At 57.5% G+C, this 18,944-nt stretch carries 18 protein-coding genes; 12 read left to right on the top strand and 6 right to left on the bottom strand.

The window, feature by feature from the left end; translation table 11 throughout:
* The first annotated feature begins 73 nt into the window (after positions 1-73).
* The 3 genes from BFV67_RS23810 (at position 74) to BFV67_RS00740 (ending at position 3,069) form a co-directional block, all read left to right on the top strand.
* A complete protein-coding gene (locus BFV67_RS23810; RefSeq protein ID WP_052259165.1) occupies positions 74-394 on the top strand; it encodes a hypothetical protein in 321 nt (106 codons plus the stop codon).
* A gap of 29 nt (positions 395-423) precedes the next feature.
* Positions 424-1,260: a collagen-like triple helix repeat-containing protein gene (locus BFV67_RS00745; protein ID WP_235610613.1), complete on the top strand. Its 837-nt coding sequence runs from the start codon at positions 424-426 to the stop codon at positions 1,258-1,260.
* A gap of 90 nt (positions 1,261-1,350) precedes the next feature.
* Positions 1,351-3,069, top strand: coding sequence for a ShlB/FhaC/HecB family hemolysin secretion/activation protein (locus tag BFV67_RS00740; protein ID WP_069597740.1), 1,719 nt, complete (start codon positions 1,351-1,353; stop codon positions 3,067-3,069).
* Here BFV67_RS00740 and BFV67_RS00735 read toward each other — a convergent pair.
* The gene (locus tag BFV67_RS00735; protein ID WP_069597739.1) at positions 3,053-3,508 is read right to left on the bottom strand and encodes a 4Fe-4S dicluster domain-containing protein; all 456 of its coding nucleotides are present in this window, start codon (positions 3,506-3,508) and stop codon (positions 3,053-3,055) included. The genes BFV67_RS00740 and BFV67_RS00735 overlap by 17 nt on opposite strands.
* A gap of 3 nt (positions 3,509-3,511) precedes the next feature.
* Complete coding sequence (gene yiaJ / locus BFV67_RS00730; RefSeq protein WP_021242452.1) at positions 3,512-4,330, bottom strand: IclR family transcriptional regulator YiaJ; 819 nt, start codon at positions 4,328-4,330, stop codon at positions 3,512-3,514.
* A 224-nt stretch (positions 4,331-4,554) separates the two neighbouring features.
* Between yiaJ and yiaK the strand changes: the two genes are divergently transcribed.
* From yiaK to araD, 8 genes are all read left to right on the top strand, one after another.
* Positions 4,555-5,553: a 3-dehydro-L-gulonate 2-dehydrogenase gene (gene yiaK / locus BFV67_RS00725; RefSeq protein ID WP_021242451.1), complete on the top strand. Its 999-nt coding sequence runs from the start codon at positions 4,555-4,557 to the stop codon at positions 5,551-5,553.
* A gap of 10 nt (positions 5,554-5,563) precedes the next feature.
* On the top strand, positions 5,564-6,031 hold the full coding sequence (locus tag BFV67_RS00720) for a YhcH/YjgK/YiaL family protein (protein ID WP_023294828.1): 468 nt from the start codon (positions 5,564-5,566) through the stop codon (positions 6,029-6,031).
* Between the two features lie 26 nt (positions 6,032-6,057).
* A complete protein-coding gene (locus tag BFV67_RS00715; protein ID WP_069597738.1) occupies positions 6,058-6,984 on the top strand; it encodes a DUF4862 family protein in 927 nt (308 codons plus the stop codon).
* A 43-nt stretch (positions 6,985-7,027) separates the two neighbouring features.
* Complete coding sequence (locus BFV67_RS00710; RefSeq protein ID WP_021242448.1) at positions 7,028-8,347, top strand: MFS transporter; 1,320 nt, start codon at positions 7,028-7,030, stop codon at positions 8,345-8,347.
* Positions 8,348-8,442: 95 nt separating this feature from the next.
* On the top strand, positions 8,443-9,948 hold the full coding sequence (locus tag BFV67_RS00705; protein WP_069598931.1) for an FGGY-family carbohydrate kinase: 1,506 nt from the start codon (positions 8,443-8,445) through the stop codon (positions 9,946-9,948).
* On the top strand, positions 9,945-10,598 hold the full coding sequence (gene ulaD / locus BFV67_RS00700) for a 3-keto-L-gulonate-6-phosphate decarboxylase UlaD (protein WP_032654530.1): 654 nt from the start codon (positions 9,945-9,947) through the stop codon (positions 10,596-10,598). The genes BFV67_RS00705 and ulaD overlap by 4 nt, the downstream gene beginning before the upstream one ends.
* Before the next feature lie 2 nt (positions 10,599-10,600).
* Positions 10,601-11,461, top strand: a complete 861-nt coding sequence (locus tag BFV67_RS00695) for an L-ribulose-5-phosphate 3-epimerase (protein ID WP_025910545.1) — start codon at positions 10,601-10,603, stop codon at positions 11,459-11,461.
* Positions 11,455-12,150: an L-ribulose-5-phosphate 4-epimerase gene (gene araD / locus BFV67_RS00690; RefSeq protein ID WP_032675742.1), complete on the top strand. Its 696-nt coding sequence runs from the start codon at positions 11,455-11,457 to the stop codon at positions 12,148-12,150. Before BFV67_RS00695 ends, araD begins: the two co-directional genes overlap by 7 nt.
* Positions 12,151-12,237: 87 nt before the next feature.
* Here the strand turns inward: araD and BFV67_RS00685 are convergent, their stop codons facing one another.
* Positions 12,238-12,978 (bottom strand): MipA/OmpV family protein, encoded by a 741-nt coding sequence (locus tag BFV67_RS00685; RefSeq protein ID WP_021242443.1) that lies wholly within the window; start codon positions 12,976-12,978, stop codon positions 12,238-12,240.
* A 120-nt stretch (positions 12,979-13,098) separates the two neighbouring features.
* Between BFV67_RS00685 and BFV67_RS00680 the strand changes: the two genes are divergently transcribed.
* Positions 13,099-14,061, top strand: a complete 963-nt coding sequence (locus BFV67_RS00680; protein WP_008502735.1) for a LysR family transcriptional regulator — start codon at positions 13,099-13,101, stop codon at positions 14,059-14,061.
* Here BFV67_RS00680 and aldB read toward each other — a convergent pair.
* From aldB to selA, 3 genes are all read right to left on the bottom strand, one after another.
* Positions 14,058-15,596 carry an aldehyde dehydrogenase AldB gene (aldB, locus tag BFV67_RS00675; protein ID WP_023294820.1) on the bottom strand — a complete coding sequence of 513 codons (1,539 nt, stop codon included), beginning with the start codon at positions 15,594-15,596 and terminating at the stop codon, positions 14,058-14,060. The genes BFV67_RS00680 and aldB overlap by 4 nt on opposite strands.
* 86 nt (positions 15,597-15,682) lie before the next feature.
* A complete protein-coding gene (gene selB, locus BFV67_RS00670; protein ID WP_045409030.1) occupies positions 15,683-17,530 on the bottom strand; it encodes a selenocysteine-specific translation elongation factor in 1,848 nt (615 codons plus the stop codon).
* On the bottom strand, positions 17,527-18,912 hold the full coding sequence (gene selA, locus BFV67_RS00665; RefSeq protein WP_069597737.1) for an L-seryl-tRNA(Sec) selenium transferase: 1,386 nt from the start codon (positions 18,910-18,912) through the stop codon (positions 17,527-17,529). Before selA ends, selB begins: the two co-directional genes overlap by 4 nt.
* Positions 18,913-18,944: the final 32 nt, after the last annotated feature.

The raw sequence follows: 18,944 nt of genomic DNA, 5'->3' as shown, positions 1-18,944 counted from the left end.
AAAAATACTGCATATACTCACTAATACGCCGCTCGGCGTTCTTTTGCGTGGAGTATTCATATGCTACCTAATAATGTTAGTCGCATCAGCGCTATTGCTGTTGCGGTACTGCTCGCGTTCTCTCTTTCTGCCTGTAGTGGAAGCGGTGGCGGATCTCACTCAACGGCCAAAAATAACCCTGCGACGGGAAGCAGCAGCGGCTCAGATGATGGAAGTGGCACAACCGCGAGCAATGGCGGTTCGGGCAGCAACGGATCGGGCACCGGAACGGGTTCAGGTACCGGGACAGGCGCTGGCGGCGGAACGGGTTCAGGGTCGGGATCAGGCTCAGGTTCAGGCTCAGGCTCAGGCTCAGGCTCAGGAGGCAGTGGAGGAACCACTACCGCAGGCGTAAATACGATACTGGGTGATGCCGGTAAAACCGTGACCAGCGTCGGATCCACTGTGGATAGCCTCGGAAGCCAGCTTCCAACGAATAATCCCGTCACGTCAACCGTCTCAACCACCGTCAGCGGTGTTGGCAGTGCCGTGTCCACCGTGGGGACAGGCGTCACGACTGGCGTTGGCGATGCAAACAACCCGAACGGTGTGGGTACCACGGTTAAAGGTGTGACCACGTCGATCACCTCCCTCGGCAATACCGTTTCAACAGTAGGCACGGGCCTGGCGAGTTCCACTTCCGGAACCCCGGTCAGCGGCGTAACCGGCCTGACGGGCAGCGTGGTCAACAGCACCGGGCAACTGGTCAGTAACACCGGCACGGGTCTCACCAACACGGTAAGCAGCCCTGCTGTCACTCAGGTAACAACCGATACCACGACCCTGGCTAACAAGACGCTGGGCGGAGTACAGGGCGTGACGCAAACCGTAGGCACCACAACGGGTCTCGGCACACCGGTTAACGGTCTGCTGACCCAGGTGGGTGGCACCGTCAGCGGCGTGGGGACCAACATTAGCAGCAGCAATAGCGGGCTTAGCGGTGTCGGTCAGGTCGTTCAAAATGTCGGCCAGACGGTCACGGATAGCGGTACGCTAGTGAAACCCACATCAACCACCGGAGGCAGCGGCACAGGATCTCTGACGGCCGATGCCAATGTGACAGCCACGAACAATAGCCTGAGCACAACGGTCAATACCACCCTCAATACGCTGACTGCGGGTGTAACGGCCAATGCAGGCACAACCCAAAACACATCTACGACAAACCCGATTAACGGGCTCAACACGTTAACCTCGAGCCTAATGACGCCAAAACAGTAATCCTTTTACTGCCTGTCTGCGCCCCTGGTTCAGGGGCGCTTTATTCAGCGACATTTACCCCAACCGGGGATGACGAACAGGGATAGCGCGATGAAACACCACTTCCTTTTTTCGCTGACGGGGCTGGTTGTGCTGAGCATGGCCCGCGCCGATACTCTGCCCTCTATTATTAACCCCGATAACCCGGCGCAAGTTTCTCGTAACGTTGCCCCCGAACAGACTGAGGCCGCGCCACAGCCGAACGTCAAAATAGAAAAACCGAAGTCAACGCTGACGCCTGAAACGCCTATTACCATTCATCACATTCAGTTTATTGGCGGCACGCGTTATCCCTTGAAGGAATTACTTCAGCCCTTCAGGCCTTACGCTGGAAAAACCGTGCCGCTAAAAACGCTTACGGGGCTGGTAAACGATATTACGGAACGCTATAAGGCCGACGGTTTTCCACTCTCTTATGCCTGGCTGCCCGATAATAATTTCCAGCAGGGCAATATTAAAATTGTTCTGGTTGAAGGCTATGTCGCTCATAGCGACATCACCAGTAATAACCCGCACATCGCCGAACGTCTTAAACGTTTGTCCGAAAAAATCATGGCGGAAAAACCGCTGTCTCAGGATACGTTCGATCGCTACAGCCAGCTGATGACGCGCACCCCGAACGTTCCGGTTACGGCTAACGCGCAGCTGCCAACCAATATCTATGGCGCGGCGGCGATGCAAATCACCGGCAACCAGGAGCGGAGCTGGAATATCGCGTCGACGATTGATACCCGTAAAGGGCAAGATTTAATGATGCTGAACGGCACGCTCAGCAACATGACAAGCTATGGCGATCAGCTTGGCGTGGCCACGCTTGTACCGTTAGATAGCAACACGCGAAAAAATTATGTCGGCCTGAACTGGCAGCAGTTTTTAAACGATGAAGGGCTGACGATGCAGCTAAAAGGCAGCTATTACCGTGAGGATCCGCGAGATTTTTCGCCCCTGCTCTCTTTGCCGAATAATATCAGCGTCGATTCGAAGCAAAAAACAACGCAATACAACGGCGGTGTGACGTTTGGCTACCCCCTGCTGCTGACGCAAAAATCACAAATTAATCTGACCAGCGGTTTTGATTACACCGACCGCCAGGATGATTATGCCCTGCAGGCCAGACTGCTGGGCAAAACCTATAGCCTGGACTCCGTCAACCAGCACGCGCGTTATCCCGCGCTGGAAGTGGGCATCAACGGTGCACATCAGTTCACAACCGCCAGCCTCAGCGGCCGACTCAACGTGCGTCAGGGTATTGATGCGATGGGAGCCGATATCGTCTCGGCCCCCAGGCCCGATATTAATTTTACGCTCACGAAAAGCTATCTGGACGCAGCCTGGATGTTTGCCGATAAGTGGCGGCTATCAACGTCCTGGGAGGGGGACTGGTCAAACAACACGTTGCCAGAGCCCGAACGCGTTAGCTTCGGTGCCCAGCGGTTTGGCCGTGGATACCAGGACAGTGAAGCAAGCGGTGATTACGGCTATGGCGGGCAGGTAGAACTGCGCTATATCCAGATGCGAAAAGAGAGCACATGGCTTGCCACAATCCAGCCCTACATGCTGGCCGATACCGCGCAAACCTGGTTTAACACCTCCGGCTTGCCTCATCAGCGGCTCGGGTCAGTGGCGGCTGGCGTGATGGTAGGCGATACCCGCCATTATAGCATCACGGTTGAGGCGGCAAGACCCGTCGGGGATGTTCCGACAGACAGTCGCAACAGAGACTGGCGCTACAGTCTGACGTTTACGTGGAATTTCAATAAAATGCAGTAAGCCTTTCAGCCCGAATACTGGCAGGATCAACGCAGCGCAGCGCGTGGGTTGGACAGGCCTCCACGCAGGCCGGTCCGCCTTCGCGCTGCACACATAAATCACATTTCAGCGCTTGTGCCCTGCTTCCCACCAGCCGTACCTGCATCGCCCCAAACGGACAGGCGACCATGCAGCTTTTACAGCCAATACAGCGCGTCTGATCAACAAGCCAGGCGCCTGCCGTAAGGCTGATGGCATGGGTTGGGCAGACATTGGCACAGGGGGCGTCCTCGCACTGATGGCAACCCACCGCCGTAGTGTAGGCGTCCCCCTTCACCACCCGCAGGCGAGAGGTAAAAGCCTCTGCGGTGAAGTCATCCTGATGCGCGACCGCACAGGCCACTTCACAGGTGCGGCACCCGATGCATTTTTCCGCATCCGCCATGATAAATCGGTTCATCTGTTACGCCTCGCGTACGTTAAAACCCAGCTCTTTTGAGATAGCCTCTGCCGTTTCGCGCAGCGGCTTGAGCAGGTTCTTCTCGCCCACCTGCTTCATGCGCGACGTCGATAGCGAGATAGAGATCGCATACGGAACGCGGCCGTGAATATCAAACACCGGCACGGCAATACAGGAGACGCCAAGCTCGTTCTCTTCTTTGTCCATCGCCATGCTGCGATCGCGAATTTCCGCCAGTTCATCATACATGGCGCTCAGTTCAGTGATGGTGTTGCGCGTCAAAGGTTGGATCTGTTCCTGATGGCTTTCCCAGTAGCTCGCCACGTAATCTTGATGGCCAAACGCCATGTAAATCTTGCCCATCGCAGAGCAGTACAGCGGCATATGCTGGCCGATATAGGCGCGCGTGCGCAGCATACCGGTTGTCGGTTCGAGCTTGTAAATCAGGATCGCGTGGTCGTCTTCCCGGCTGGAGAAGTTCACCGTCTCGCCGGTCGCAATGTTCAGCGCTTCGAGGTGCGGAGCGGCCACGTGAATGATATTCAGCGACGACAGCGCCTTTTGCCCGACGGCGATAAATTTGGTGGTCAGACGATAGCTGCCCGCGGCGGGTGCCGGGGTCACGTACCCGCACGACTGTAGCCCCTGCAGCAAGCGGTGCACGGTGCTCTTATTCAGCCCCGCCAGTTCCGATAAATGTGCAAGCGGGCACCCGTTCGGATAGTTGCTGAGGATCTCAATCAGCATCAGGCCGCGAAACAAGCTCTGGCTGCCTGCTGGCCTCTCTTTTTCTTGCGTCATTTCGCTCTCTTTCATGCTCATTACATGGCTCCTGTTTAGCGCGCCCTGATGGTAGCGCAAAGTGTGGGTCAGTTCACGATCTCAACAGAAAAAACACAACCAATTGATTTTAATCGATTTTGAAAAACATGAATGTCGTTGATCTAACAAAATTTGATCGCTATATTTGAAATCAGATTTCGCATAGTGGAATTTAGCGATAAAAAAGCACTCACACTTGCCCTTAAAAGAACAGGAGAACAGGGATGAAAGTGACCTTCGAAGAGTTGAAAGCGGCGTTCAATCGGGTTCTGCTCGACCGCGGCGTGAAAGCGGAAACCGCAGACGCCTGCGCCGAGATGTTTGCCCGCACCACGGAATCCGGCGTCTATTCGCATGGTGTAAACCGCTTCCCGCGTTTTATTCAGCAGCTTGATGCAGGGGATATCATTCCTGACGCCCAGCCCAAACGGGTGATGACATTAGGCGCCATCGAACAGTGGGATGCGCAGCGCTCCATTGGCAACCTGACGGCGAAGAAGATGATGGATCGCGCCACCGAGCTGGCGTCCGATCACGGCATTGGTCTGGTGGCACTGCGTAACGCGAACCACTGGATGCGCGGCGGCAGCTACGGCTGGCAGGCGGCGGAGAAGGGCTATATCGGCATTTGCTGGACCAACTCGATTGCCGTGATGCCCGCGTGGGGATCAAAAGAGTGCTGCATCGGCACAAACCCGCTGATCGTTGCCATTCCGTCGAACCCGATCACCATGGTCGACATGTCGATGTCGATGTTCTCCTACGGCATGCTGGAGGTGAACCGCCTGGCCGGGCGCGCGTTGCCGGTAGATGGCGGCTTTGACGACGAAGGTCACCTCACCAGAGAGCCGGGCGTGATCGAGAAAAACCGCCGTATTCTACCCATGGGCTACTGGAAAGGGTCCGGCTTATCCATCGTGCTCGATATGATCGCCACCCTGCTCTCCAACGGATCGTCCGTCGCGGAAGTGACCCAGGACAACAGCGACGAGTACGGCGTATCGCAGATCTTCATCGCCATTGAGGTGGATCGCCTGATCGATGGCCCAACCCGCGATGCCAAACTGCAGCGCATTATGGACTTCATCACCACCGCCGAACGCGCGGATGAAAATGTCGCCATCCGTCTGCCAGGGCATGAATTTACCCGTTTGCTTGAAGAGAACCGCCGCAACGGCATCACGGTTGACGACAGCGTGTGGGCGAAAATCCAGTCTCTGTAAGGAGTGGGCCATGATATTCGGACATATTTCCCAGCCAAATCCGTGTCGCCTGCCGCGGGCGATTGAAAAAGCCCTTCATTTTCTGCGCACGACGGATTTCACCACCCTGGAGCCAGGCGTAGTAGAAATTGAAGGTCGCAACATTTTTGCCCAGGTTCTCGACCTGACAACAAAGGATCTGCACGAGAATCGCCCGGAAGTGCATCGCCGCTATCTGGATATCCAATTCCTGGCCTGGGGTGAAGAGAAAATCGGTATCGCGATTGATACCGGTAATAACGAAATAAGCGAATCATTGCTGGAACAGCGCGATATTATTTTTTATCACAACAGTGAAAATGAGTCGTTTATCGAAATGATACCCGGCAGCTATGCCATATTTTTTCCGCAGGATGTGCACCGTCCTGCCTGTATTAAAAATAAGGAAACCACAATTCGTAAGATTGTGGTGAAAGTGGCAATCAGCGAATTAGATTAATTTTCTGATAAATACAGGAACGCGAAATGACCAACACCGGTTTTATTATTGGTGCGTACCCCTGCGCACCCTCGTTTCACCAGAAAGAGGAACAAGAAGAACAAACCTTCTGGCGGGAACTTTCTGACACGCCGAATATTCGCGGGCTGGAACAGCCTTGCCTTGAAAATCTTCATCCCCTTGGTGACGAATGGCTGTTCCGCCATACCCCGGGGGACTGGCAAATCGTGGTCACGGCAGTAATGGAAACCATGCGCCGCCGCGGCAGCAACGGCGCATTTGGCCTGGCCTCGGCTGACGACGCGCAGCGTAAAGCGTGCGTGGACTTTTACCGACATTTGCACCAAAAAATTAACGCCGTGAATACCCGCTTCCCGGGGAAAGTGATTGCTCTTGAGATGCAGGCGGCCCCGCAGGCGGGCAATGCCTCGGTCGAACAAGCCACCGACGCGTTTTCCCGCTCCGTCCGTGAAATAACAAGCTGGGACTGGGGCTGCGACCTGGTGCTGGAACACTGCGATGCCATGACCGGCGTCGCACCCCGTAAAGGCTTCCTGCCCTTAGAGCAGGTTCTGGAGGTGGTGAAAGACACGGATATCAGCGTCTGCATCAACTGGGCGCGGTCGGCCATCGAAGGCCGTAACACCACCCTTCCGCTTGACCACGTTCAGGCCGCGCTTAATGCCGGGAAACTGGGGGCCTTGATGTTCTCGGGTACGACCACCAGCGGCGAGTACGGTGAATGGCAGGATCTGCACGCGCCATTTTCTTCCTTCTGTGCCGATAGTTTGATGTCCACTGAACGTGCAAAAGCACTCTTTACTGCGGCGAGCGCCGCAACGTTGAAATTCTCCGGTATTAAATTACTGGAAATAAATGCTAATGCTGATGTCAGCCATCGAATCGCCATTTTGCGCGACGGTATCAGCGCAATGAATAAAGCAACGCAATAACAATAAGAAAAGTTTATTCCGGTTACCTACTGAGAGATTAACTATGAATATTTCTACTCATGCTCTACATGCGGACATTCCGCGCCAGCGCTGGCTAAGAATCATTCCTCCTATTCTTATCGCCTGTATTATTTCATATATGGACCGCGTGAATATCGCGTTTGCAATGCCGGGAGGGATGGACGAAGAATTAGGTATTACCGCCACCATGGCAGGCCTCGCGGGCGGCATATTTTTTATCGGCTATCTGTTCCTGCAGGTACCCGGCGGCAAGATTGCGGTGCACGGTAGCGGCAAGAAATTTATCGGCTGGTCACTGGTCGCCTGGGCGGTGATCTCGGTGCTCACGGGTCTCGTGACGAATCAGTACCAGCTGCTGGTGCTGCGCTTCTTACTCGGCGTGGCGGAAGGCGGGATGCTACCCGTTGTGCTCACCATGATCAGCAACTGGTTCCCGGATGCCGAACGCGGTCGCGCCAACGCAATTGTGATCATGTTCGTACCCATCGCCGGGATAATCACCGCCCCGCTGTCGGGCTGGATTATTACCGCACTTGACTGGCGCTGGCTGTTCATCATTGAAGGTCTGATGTCCGTCGTTGTGCTGGTGCTGTGGGCGTTCACCGTGTACGACCGTCCGCAGGAAGCCCGCTGGATCTCAGCGGCCGAGAAAAACTATCTGGTACAAACGCTGGCGGCTGAACAGCAGGCCATCGCCGGAAAAGAGGTGAAAAATGCCTCGCTCAGCGCGGTGCTGTCTGACAAAACCATGTGGCAGCTGATCGCCCTGAATTTCTTCTATCAGACCGGGATTTACGGTTACACCCTCTGGCTGCCGACCATTCTGAAGGAGCTGACGCACACCAGCATTGGTCAGGTGGGGATGCTCGCCATCCTGCCCTACATCGGCGCCATTGCGGGCATGTTCCTGTTCTCCTCGCTTTCTGACCGCACCGGCAAGCGCAAGCTGTTTGTCTCCCTGCCGTTGATTGGCTTCGCGCTCTGCATGTTCCTCTCCGTTGCCCTGAAAGCAAACATCTGGCTGGCCTATGCCGCACTGGTGGGCTGTGGTTTCTTCCTGCAATCCGCCGCGGGGGTGTTCTGGACGATACCGGCAAGACTGTTTAGCGCCGAAATGGCAGGTGGCGCGCGCGGCGTGATCAACGCCCTGGGTAACCTCGGTGGCTTCTGCGGCCCGTATGCCGTTGGCGTGCTGATCACCCTGTACAGCAAAGATGCAGGCGTCTACTGCCTGGCCGTTTCACTCGCGCTGGCGTCGCTGCTGGCCCTGCTGTTGCCGGCGAAATGCGATGCCGGGGCAGAGCCCAATCCCACGGTAAATCCCCATAAGCGTGCGGCCTGATGCCCTCACCACAGCCCTCTCCCACGGGGAGAGGGAGAAAACCGAACAGTAGGCCGGGTAAGCGAAGCGCCACCCGGCAATTAAGCGAGATGAAGATGAGTGAAAAAGAGCCCTTCTGGCTGGGTATCGATTGTGGCGGTACTTATCTAAAAGCCGGTTTATACACCCGCCAGGGCAAAGAAGTTTGTATCGAACGCCGCTCCGTTGCCACGCTCAGCCCGCGAGCGGGCTACGCTGAGCGGGATATGCATCAGCTCTGGCAGCACTGCCACGCCACCATCGCCGCGTTGCTCAAGAATGCAGGCGTAAACGGCAACCAGATCAATGGGGTCGGCATTTCTGCGCAGGGTAAGGGGCTGTTTCTGCTCGATAAACAAGACCAACCGTTGGGCAACGCCATCCTCTCCTCCGATCGCCGGGCACTGGAGATTGTGCAGCGCTGGCAGCAGGACGGCATTCCCGAAAAACTCTACCCGCATACGCGCCAGACGCTGTGGACCGGGCATCCGGCCTCGCTTCTGCGCTGGGTCAAAGAGAACGAGCCGCAGCGGTATCAGCAAATTGGCTGCGTGATGATGGCGCACGACTATCTGCGCTGGTGCCTGACCGGCGTGAAAGGCGGTGAAGAGAGCAACATCTCCGAGTCCAATCTCTACAACATGAATACCGGGCAGTATGACCCGCAGCTTACGCGCTGGCTCGGGATCAGCGAGATTGACGGCGCCCTACCGCCGATTGTCGGTTCAGCAGAAATCAGCGGGGAAATCACCGCTCAGGCAGCCGCCCTGACCGGTCTCGCGGCGGGCACGCCCGTCGTGGGGGGACTGTTTGATGTGGTTTCCACCGCGCTCTGCGCCGGACTGCAGGACGAGCACACGCTGAACGCCGTGATGGGCACCTGGGCCGTCACCAGCGGGATCGCCAGTGCGCTTCGCAGCAACGAACCCTTCCCCTACGTTTATGGCCGCTACGTGCATCCGCAGCAGTACATCGTTCACGAAGCCAGCCCGACCTCGTCCGGCAACCTTGAGTGGCTCACCGCGCAGTGGGGCGACATGTCGTTCAGCGAGATCAACCACGCCGTCGCCAGCCTGCCGAAAGCCGAAAGCGATGTGTATTTCCTGCCGTTCCTCTATGGCAGCAACGCCGGGCTGGAGATGACCAGCGGTTTCTACGGAATGCAGGCGCTACACACGCGCGCGCACCTGCTGCAGGCGGTTTATGAGGGCGTGGTGTTCTGCCACATGACCCACCTCAACCGCATGCTCGAGCGCTTTACCCACGTGCATGCCCTGCGCGTGACGGGTGGCCCAACCCATTCGGAGGTATGGATGCAAATGCTCGCGGACGTCAGCGGGCTGGCGATTGAACTGCCGCAATTGGAAGAGACCGGCTGTTCCGGCGCCGCCCTGGCCGCCCTGGTCGGCACCGGCGTGTATCCCGATTTCCATGCGGCGCAATGCGCCCTCCGACACGACATTCGTGTCATTGAGCCTGACATGCGCGCCCATGAGGCCTATCAGCGCAAGTATCAGCGCTATCAGCTACTGATTTCAGCACTACAGGGCTATCACGCCCGAGTTAAGGAGAACAACCTATGAGCCGACCATTACTGCAGCTGGCGCTCGACCATACCTCTCTTCAGGCCGCGCAGCGTGATGTCGCGTTGCTTGCCGATCACGTTGATATCGTCGAAGCGGGCACCATTTTGTGCCTGACCGAAGGGCTAAACGCCGTGCGCGCCCTGCGCGAGCAGTGCCCGGATAAAATCATCGTTGCGGACTGGAAAGTGGCCGATGCCGGAGAAACGCTGGCAGAGCAGGCATTTGGCGCGGGTGCAAACTGGATGACCATCATCTGCGCCGCCCCGCTGGCCACCGTGGAACGCGGCCACGAGGTGGCCCTGCGCCGCGGGGGAGAAATCCAGATGGAGCTCTTTGGTCACTGGACGCTGGACGATGCTCGCGCATGGCATCGCATCGGCGTGAAGCAGGCCATTTATCACCGCGGACGTGACGCACAGGCGAGCGGCCAGCAGTGGGGTGAGGAGGATCTCGCAAAAATGAAAGCGCTCTCCGATATCGGTTTGCAGCTTTCTATTACCGGCGGTATCACCCCCGCCGACCTGCCGCTGTTTAAGCAAATCAACGTCAAAGCCTTTATTGCCGGACGCGCGCTGGCAGGCGCCGCCAATCCGCCGCAGGTGGCACAGGCATTCCATTCGCACATTCGCGACATCTGGGGAGCGTAACCATGCGTCAGCATCCGTTAGGTATTTACGAAAAAGCGCTGCCAAAAGATCTCTCCTGGCCCGAGCGGCTGGTACTGGCGAAAAGCTGCGGGTTCGATTTTGTCGAGATGTCTGTCGATGAAACCGATGAGCGATTATCACGCCTCGACTGGAGCACCACGCAGCGCGCCTCTCTGGTGGAAGCGATGCTGGAAACCGGCGTGGCGATCCCCTCTATGTGCTTGTCTGCACACCGTCGCTTCCCGTTTGGCAGCCGCGATGAAACCGTGCGCGAACGCGCCCGTGAGATCATGAGCAAAGCCATCAGGCTGGCGCGTGACTTAGGCATTCGCACCATCCAGCTTGCCGGGTATGACGTCTATTACGAAGCGCATGACGAGGGGACGCAACAGCGCTTTGCCGACGGGCTGGCGTGGGCCGTGGAGCAGGCCGCCGCCGCACAGGTGATGCTGGCGGTGGAGATTATGGACACCGCGTTTATGAACTCCATCAGCAAATGGAAAAAGTGGGACGACATGCTCGCCTCACCGTGGTTCAGCGTTTATCCGGACGTCGGCAACCTGAGCGCGTGGGGCAACGACGTCACCGCCGAGCTGACGCTGGGCATTGACCGCATTGCGGCTATTCACCTGAAAGATACCCAACCCGTCACCGCACAAAGCCCAGGACAGTTCCGCGACGTGCCGTTTGGCGAGGGCTGCGTCGATTTCGTTGGCGTGTTTAACACGCTCCATCAACTGAACTATCGCGGCGCATTTCTGATTGAAATGTGGACCGAAAAAGCAAAAGAGCCGGTGCTGGAGATTATCCAGGCGCGCCGCTGGATTGAAGCCCGTATGCAGGAAGGAGGCATGACATGCTAGACGAACTTAAAGCCGAGGTACTGGCAGCAAACCTGGCGTTGCCCGCCCACCAGCTGGTGACCTTTACCTGGGGCAACGTCAGCGCGGTTGACCGCGAAAGCGGCATGATGATCATTAAACCGTCCGGTGTGGAATACGACGTGATGACGGCGGAGGATATGGTGGTGGTGGATATCGCCACGGGTCAGGCCGTCGAGGGTAATAAAAAACCCTCTTCAGACACGCCTACCCATCTTGCGCTGTATCGTCGTTACCCGGAGATTGGCGGCATCGTGCATACCCATTCGCGCCACGCCACTATCTGGTCCCAGGCGGGGCTGGATTTACCGGCCTGGGGTACCACGCACGCGGACTATTTCTACGGAACCATCCCCTGCACGCGCCTGATGACCTCGGCAGAAATTGCCGGGGAATACGAATACCAGACGGGTGAAGTGATCATCAAAACCTTCGAGGAGCGCGATCTTAGCCCGATGCAGATCCCGGCGGTGCTGGTCCACTCCCACGGCCCGTTCGCCTGGGGTAAAGACGCGGCCGATGCGGTTCACAATGCCGTGGTGCTGGAAGAGTGCGCCTATATGGGCCTGTTCTCTCGCCAGCTCGCACCGCAGCTTCCGGTTATGCAGCAGGAGCTGCTCGACAAGCATTATCTGCGTAAGCACGGGGCGAATGCCTACTACGGGCAGTGATCGGGCATTGAGATGGGCTTTAAGGAACAGCACTGCAGGCAAGATCGTAGGCCGGGTAAGGCAACGCCGCCACCCGGCTTTAACGCATCAGAAACGCCAGGTCAGGCCGGTCATCAGCGCGAAGCTGTCGTCGCGGTCGATCATCGGGCTGTTCTTCACGTCGTCAGGCAACACGGTGTAGACCGCGCTGGCGTTGAGATACAGCTTCTGGGTTAACTGATATTTAGCCGCCAGACCAACGTATGGCGTCCAGCTGTCGCCGGCGGTGTATTGATCCAGTCCGGAGCGGCGAGACTCGCTGCCGGATACGCCGTAGTAGTAGTCGTTATAGCTTTCGTCGCTGTAGAACACACCTACGGAAGGCGTCAGGGTCAGGCGCTCCATTTTGATCGGACGGAAGTACGATACTTCGCCGATCACGCCGCCGCTTTCATCCGTGGCATCACCAGAGACCGCCACTTTCAGCGACCCCCAGCTTTCGTGGCGGTAGTACGCCCCACCGAGGAAGGCGGATGCTTTACGCTCATCAAGCTGCTTCATCTGATGATCGTCGTTATCGTCAGGGTCGAAATGCAGCGGCATCCACGTTGCGGTCAGGCTCAATTCATTTTTTGCATCTTTCCACAGGATCCATCCGCCCGTGGTCTGACGAACGTAGAAACGATCGCCTTCGTAGCTAATCAACGGTACTGCGGTCGTATTTTCGTTATAGCCTTTGTAAGGAGACTCATTAAATACAGCCCCCGCACCAAGTGAAAATTCACCGGCCATGGCAGACGTTGATGCAAATAACGTGGCAGCGATCAGTAAATTGTATTTAATAGTCATTCCATGTAATCCATATATATGCCAAACAAGCGAGGCGCATAATAATGGTTACAAAATTGCCAATGCAACGCTGCGGTTTATATAATATTATATATAAAATCATATAGATGGGTGTGCATAATGAGTACATTACAGCTAAAACCACGCGAATTAAAAATTATCTCCGTCATTGCAGCCACCCACAGCATTGGTGATGCCGCCGCCCTGCTGGGTATGGCGCAGGCCAACGTCAGTAAATATCTGTCTGATTTTGAAACGCGGGTTGGGCTCAAGGTTTTTGAGCGCACCACGCGGCAGCTGGCCCTGACCCAGTTTGGTGAAGCGTTACTCCCCTACGTGAATGCCACGCTGGATAAGAACAGCCAGCTTGTTAATTTCATTGCTGATTATAAGCATGAAAAGCGCGGAAAAGTGACGATCTATGCCCCAACAGGTATCGTGACCTACCTCGCGCGACACGTGATCCATCAGATAGAAGACATCGGCGACATCCGCATCTCCCTGAAAACCTACAATCTGGACCGGAATGAATTTTCAGAAGGCGTTACCTTTCCGGATGACTGCGACATTTTAATTACCTATGCTCAGCCGAAAGACGAAAGCCTGGTGGCCAGCGTTTTGACACAATATTCCGTTACGGCCTTCGCAACCGTAGAATATTTAAATAAACATCCCTTAACCGGACCTGAAGATTTAATTAATCACTCCTGTATTCTCATTGACTCCATGCTGGTCGATGAAGCCAACATCTGGCGTTTCCGCGTGCACGGCAGCGATGACGTGCATGACTACCGGGTGACCGGTAATTATATTTGCGACAATACGCAGACGGCCCTGGAGCTGGCAAGAAATAATCTTGGGATTGTTTTTGCGCCAAAAGAGAGCCTGAAAAAAGAATTAACGAAAGGCATGCTCGTCCCCTGCTTCCCGCATCAGGAAGAGTGGTGGCTCGATCTGACCGCCATCTTCCGCAAACGCGAATACCAGCCCTGGCGCGTGCAATACGTTCTGGATGGCGTACTGAACTGCCTGCGCCAGCAAATCGCTCAGGCCGCCCACGGACGGCCTGAGCTGGGCGACTAGAACAGCCCCAGTGGCTTATCGGAATAGCTGACCAGCAGACATTTGGTCTGTTGGTAATGCTCCAGCATCATCTTGTGGGTTTCACGCCCGATGCCCGACTGCTTATAACCGCCAAATGCCGCGTGTGCCGGATAGGCGTGATAGCAGTTGGTCCAGACGCGTCCGGCCTGAATGCCGCGGCCCATTTTATAGGCCAGATTACCGTTGCGGCTCCAGACGCCTGCCCCCAGGCCATACGGCGTGTCGTTGGCAATCGCCAGCGCCTCCTCCATCGTTTTAAAGGTGGTCACGGCCAGCACCGGTCCGAAGATTTCCTCCTGGAAAACGCGCATGGTGTTCTGCCCGAACAGGATCGTCGGCTCAAGGTAATACCCGTCCTGCAGATCCCCTCCGAGCACCTTACGGCGTCCGCCGGTGAGAATATCCGCCCCCTCCTTCTTGCCGATGTCGATGTAGTTGAGGATCGTTTCCAGCTGTCCATGCGAGACCTGCGCCCCCATCTGGGTGACATTATCGAGCGGGTTACCGCTGCGGATAGACTCGACGCGGCGAATGGCCCGCTCCATAAAGCGCTCGTAGATGGATTCCTGCACCAGCGCGCGGCTTGGGCAGGTGCAGACTTCGCCCTGGTTAAACGCAAACAGCGCAAACCCTTCCAGGGCTTTATCAAAGAAGGCATCCTCTTCCTCCATCACGTCCTCGAAGAAGATGTTCGGGGATTTCCCGCCCAGCTCGAGGGTCACCGGAATGATGTTTTGCGTGGCGTACTGCATGATCTGCTGGCCCACCTCCGTCGACCCGGTAAACGCCACTTTGGCAATCCGTTTTGAGGTGGCCAGATATTCCCCTATCTCACCGCCCGCACCGTTGACCACGTTAATCACGCCCGGCGGCAGCAGATCGCCAACGATTTCCATCAGCAGCAGGACCGAGAGCGGGGTCAGACGCGCCGGTTTGAGCACAATACAGTTTCCGGCCGCCAGCGCGGGCGCCATTTTCCAGCTCGCCATCAGCAGCGGGAAGTTCCACGGAATAATTTGCCCTACGACGCCCAGCGGTTCGTGGAAGTGATACGCCACGGTATCGTTGTCAACTTCGCTGATCCCGCCCTCCTGCGCGCGAATACAGGAGGCAAAATAGCGGAAGTGGTCGATAGCCAGCGGCACGTCAGCCGCCATCGTTTCCCGGATCGGCTTGCCGTTATCCCAGGTTTCCGCCGTCGCCAGCAGCTCCAGATTTTGCTCCATCCGGTCGGCGATTTTGAACAGGATCGCCGCCCGGTCCTGCACGGAGGTGTGAGCCCATTTCTCTTTCGCTTTGTGCGCCGCATCCAGCGCCAGGTCGATATCACGCTTACCGGAGCTGGCAATCTCGCACAGCGGCTGGCCGGTAACCGGGGTCAGGTTGGAATAGTATTCGCCGTCGACGGGCGCGACCCAGTCGCCGCCAATAAAGTTGTCATAACGGGGCTTCAGCTTGAGGGGAAAACCATACTCGCCGGGCTGGATACGCGATGAGGGAGGATTGTTTGTCATGTCCGTCTCCTTGCTGTTGGTGTACAACAAGGGTAGTTCCGGCTGGCGATTTTCTCGCCAACCGGTAACGGTGTTTACGACGGAGGTCACGGAGTTTCAGGAAATAATAACGAATCGCGCAACAGATGATCGTTACCGCGACGGCGGGTAAAGCCGATGCGGTTGAAATACTCCAGGATCTGAATCGCCAGCTTGCGGCCCACGTTCAGCCGATCGCGGAAATCCGCTGCGCAGGTCGAGCCGCGCGCCTGATCCAGCTCGCGGATCAGGTTGGCAAACGCCACAATGCGATCGTTACGGTAGTAACGATCTTTCACGATCGCGACGATTAGCCCCTGCTGCGCCGCATGGCGCAACACCTGCCGCATCAGCTGCTCTTCGGTATTCGTTTCGCGAGCCAGATCCCGAACCCACCACGGCTCATCGCCAAACAGCGGGGCTACTTTTTGCCATATCGCCTCCTGATCTGCGGTGAACCCGGCCTTGTGATCCGGCAGGTGCAGCCAGCCGTGGTGGCTTTTAATCACCCCGCTTTCGCGCATGTTTTCAATCAGCAGCAGCACCAGCGCATCGTCTTCCATCGGCAGCGCCATGCGTCGCAGACGCTCACGGCCCGGGCCTGGCTCGTCCTGATGCTGTTCGTGGTAAATCGCAAGCGTGTTCAGTATCTTACGCTGCCATTGCGCAGCAACCGGGGCATTGAGCAGGCTGTCTCCGGCCTGTATAAAGCCCGGCTCCTGGGTCAGCTGGCGTAAGCCTTCCCCGCTCAGCTGGCGTGCCCATGCAAAATCACGCAGACTCACCGCCCCGCGATCGAGGTGCACCCGCAGCGCGGCGTTATCCTCTTTGGCCTGCGCCAGCGCGGCCAGCCACTGAAGATATTCCGGCTTACGCTTGCCGCGTCGAGGTGGGTTAAGCGCCACCACGCGCGCCCCCGCCAGCGTTTCCCTTGCAGAAATGTCACGCAGTACCAGACGATCGTTGTCTGCCAGCCAGAGCGGCGAATCGAATACCAGCTCGGCAAGGTCGTTTTCCAGCAGCGACACGCGCCCGGTGATATGGCTGGCCGCGTGATGAATATGCAGCGGCTGCCATTGGGTCAACGGTATGTGTGTCTGCAGGGAGACAATCACGCGTTCAGACGGTTCCGGCGGAGCATCGGCCAGCAGCCAGTCTCCGCGGTTCAGCTGCTCTTTTTCCGCATCCCCGGCAATGTTCAGCGCGATACGTTGTCCGGCGTGGGCACGGTCAGCGGGCTGGTTTTGTGCGTGCAGTCCGCGCACGCGCATCGGTTTATTCACGCCCGTCAGCCAGAGGGTATCTCCCACGCTGACTTCACCGCTCAGCGCGGTGCCGGTTACGACCAGCCCCGCACCTTTTACGGTAAAGGCCCGGTCGATCGCCAGACGAAAGCGGTGATGGCTGGCGTGAGCGCGTGATGAAAGGTGCTGTAAATGGTGGCGAAGTTCGTCGATACCACGCCCTTCTGTCGCCACGGTGACAAAAAGCGATGCATCGGCAAAGCCATACTCCCGCAGTGTCGCCTGGACCGTTTCGCGCACCTCGCTGACGCGCGCGTCATCCACGCGATCGGCTTTGGTCAGCGCCACGGTCAGCTGCGGGTTGCCGGTTAGCTGCAGGATCGCCAGGTGCTCGCGGGTTTGCGCCATCACGCCGTCATCGCAGGCCACCACCAGCAGGGCATGATCGATGCCGCCCACGCCCGCCAGCATGTTAGACAGAAACTTTTCATGCCCCGGCACATCAATAAAGCCCAGCACGCGGCCATCAGGCTGGGGCCAGTAGGCATAGCCCAGATCGATGGTCATGCCGCGCTTTTTCTCTTCCGGCAGGCGGTCGGCGTTTACGCCGGTAATCGCCTGCAGTAACGTGGTTTTTCCGTGGTCAACGTGACCGGCGGTGGCAATAATCATTTCAACAACATCTCCAGAAATCGCTCTTCATCTTCAAGGCAGCGCAGATCCAGCCACATTCGGCCGTCGTAAATCCGCCCGAGAACCGGCGTCGGCAGGCCACGCCAGCGTGACGACAGGGCGTCAAGATGGCTACCGCGCCCGTCACGCGGCGTGAACGTCAGCGCCTCACTCGGCAGCCTGTCCACCGGCAGCGAACCGCTGCCAATCTGCGACTGGCAGGACTCAATGCGAACGTCAAAATCGGGGTAGTGAGGAGCGACGCGCGGCAGCAGTAATTCGGCCTGGGCTCGAATCGAGGCGGCATCGCGGCTTAACAGGCGCAGCGTGGGCAGGCGCTCAGCCAGTTTTTCCGGATGGAGATAGAGCCGCAGCGTCGCCTCCAGCGCGGCAAGCGTCATTTTATCGGCGCGCAGGGCGCGCTTGAGCGGATGCTGCTGCAGCTGCGCAATCAGCTCGCGCTTGCCGACGATAATCCCGGCCTGCGGCCCGCCCAGCAGTTTGTCGCCGGAAAAGCTGACCAAGCTAACGCCCGCCGCAATCATCTCTTGCGGCATCGGCTCTTTTGGCAGCCCGTACAGGCTCAGATCCACCAGCGAGCCGCTGCCGAGATCGGCAATCACCGGTATATTCAATTCGCGCCCAATCGCCGCCAGCTCCGCCTCTTCAACCGTTTTGGTGAAGCCTTCAATATGGTAATTGCTGGTGTGGACCTTCATCAGCAGGGCGGTATTTTCATTCACCGCCGCGCGATAGTCTTTCGCATGGGTACGGTTAGTGGTACCCACCTCATGCAGCGTACAGCCCGCCTGGCGCATCACGTCAGGAATACGAAACGCTCCGCCAATCTCCACCAGCTCGCCGCGGGACACCACCACCTCTTTGCCGCTGGCGGTGGCCGCCAGCATCAGCAGCACCGCTGCGGCGTTGTTATTCACAATGCAGGCATCTTCCGCGCCGGTCAGCTGGCACAGCAGCTCCGCCAGCGCGCGGTCGCGGTGCCCGCGTCCGGCGCCGTCCAGATCGTACTCCAGCGTTACGGGCGCTTGCATGGCCTGCACGACTGCGGCAACGGCCTCTTCCGCCTGCTGCGCGCGCCCCAGGTTGGTATGCAGCACGGTTCCGGTCAGGTTTATCACCGGGCGTAATGCGCTTTGCGCCTTCTCATCCAGCCGCTGTTCAACTTCCTGCTCCCACGCGCTACACCAGGCGGGCAAGGCGTTTTCTGCCTGAATCGCGCATCGGGCTTCGTCCTGAAGCAGGCGTAACATTTCCACCGTCGCGGTATGGCCGAAACGCTCAGCAACGGCATGAATGCGGGGTTCGCGAAGAAGACGGTCGGTAGCGGGGATCTGGCTGTACAGCGAATGATGAGTAGTCATGAAGGCGCCTGGCGAGTAAATATCTTCCCCCC

The organism is Enterobacter roggenkampii (assembly GCF_001729805.1).
In the GTDB taxonomy this organism is placed as follows: domain Bacteria; phylum Pseudomonadota; class Gammaproteobacteria; order Enterobacterales; family Enterobacteriaceae; genus Enterobacter; species Enterobacter roggenkampii.
The sequence above is the reverse complement of the archived record's forward strand: the minus strand, read 5'-3'. Positions and strand labels throughout refer to the sequence as shown.

What these genes read in the sequence shown, in the direction of transcription:
- BFV67_RS00680 (WP_008502735.1), top strand. Translation starts at nt 13,099, where the DNA reads ATGAGTACATTACAGCTAAAACCACGCGAATTAAAAATTATCTCCGTC.
- BFV67_RS00705 (WP_069598931.1), top strand. Translation starts at nt 8,443, where the DNA reads ATGAGTGAAAAAGAGCCCTTCTGGCTGGGTATCGATTGTGGCGGTACT.
- yiaK (WP_021242451.1), top strand. Translation starts at nt 4,555, where the DNA reads ATGAAAGTGACCTTCGAAGAGTTGAAAGCGGCGTTCAATCGGGTTCTG.
- BFV67_RS00740 (WP_069597740.1), top strand. Translation starts at nt 1,351, where the DNA reads ATGAAACACCACTTCCTTTTTTCGCTGACGGGGCTGGTTGTGCTGAGC.
- BFV67_RS00695 (WP_025910545.1), top strand. Translation starts at nt 10,601, where the DNA reads ATGCGTCAGCATCCGTTAGGTATTTACGAAAAAGCGCTGCCAAAAGAT.
- araD (WP_032675742.1), top strand. Translation starts at nt 11,455, where the DNA reads ATGCTAGACGAACTTAAAGCCGAGGTACTGGCAGCAAACCTGGCGTTG.
- yiaJ (WP_021242452.1), bottom strand. Translation starts at nt 4,330, where the DNA reads ATGAGCATGAAAGAGAGCGAAATGACGCAAGAAAAAGAGAGGCCAGCA.
- BFV67_RS00735 (WP_069597739.1), bottom strand. Translation starts at nt 3,508, where the DNA reads ATGAACCGATTTATCATGGCGGATGCGGAAAAATGCATCGGGTGCCGC.
- aldB (WP_023294820.1), bottom strand. Translation starts at nt 15,596, where the DNA reads ATGACAAACAATCCTCCCTCATCGCGTATCCAGCCCGGCGAGTATGGT.
- BFV67_RS00710 (WP_021242448.1), top strand. Translation starts at nt 7,028, where the DNA reads ATGAATATTTCTACTCATGCTCTACATGCGGACATTCCGCGCCAGCGC.
- selB (WP_045409030.1), bottom strand. Translation starts at nt 17,530, where the DNA reads ATGATTATTGCCACCGCCGGTCACGTTGACCACGGAAAAACCACGTTA.
- BFV67_RS00720 (WP_023294828.1), top strand. Translation starts at nt 5,564, where the DNA reads ATGATATTCGGACATATTTCCCAGCCAAATCCGTGTCGCCTGCCGCGG.
- selA (WP_069597737.1), bottom strand. Translation starts at nt 18,912, where the DNA reads ATGACTACTCATCATTCGCTGTACAGCCAGATCCCCGCTACCGACCGT.
- BFV67_RS00715 (WP_069597738.1), top strand. Translation starts at nt 6,058, where the DNA reads ATGACCAACACCGGTTTTATTATTGGTGCGTACCCCTGCGCACCCTCG.
- BFV67_RS00685 (WP_021242443.1), bottom strand. Translation starts at nt 12,978, where the DNA reads ATGACTATTAAATACAATTTACTGATCGCTGCCACGTTATTTGCATCA.
- BFV67_RS23810 (WP_052259165.1), top strand. Translation starts at nt 74, where the DNA reads ATGTTAGTCGCATCAGCGCTATTGCTGTTGCGGTACTGCTCGCGTTCT.
- ulaD (WP_032654530.1), top strand. Translation starts at nt 9,945, where the DNA reads ATGAGCCGACCATTACTGCAGCTGGCGCTCGACCATACCTCTCTTCAG.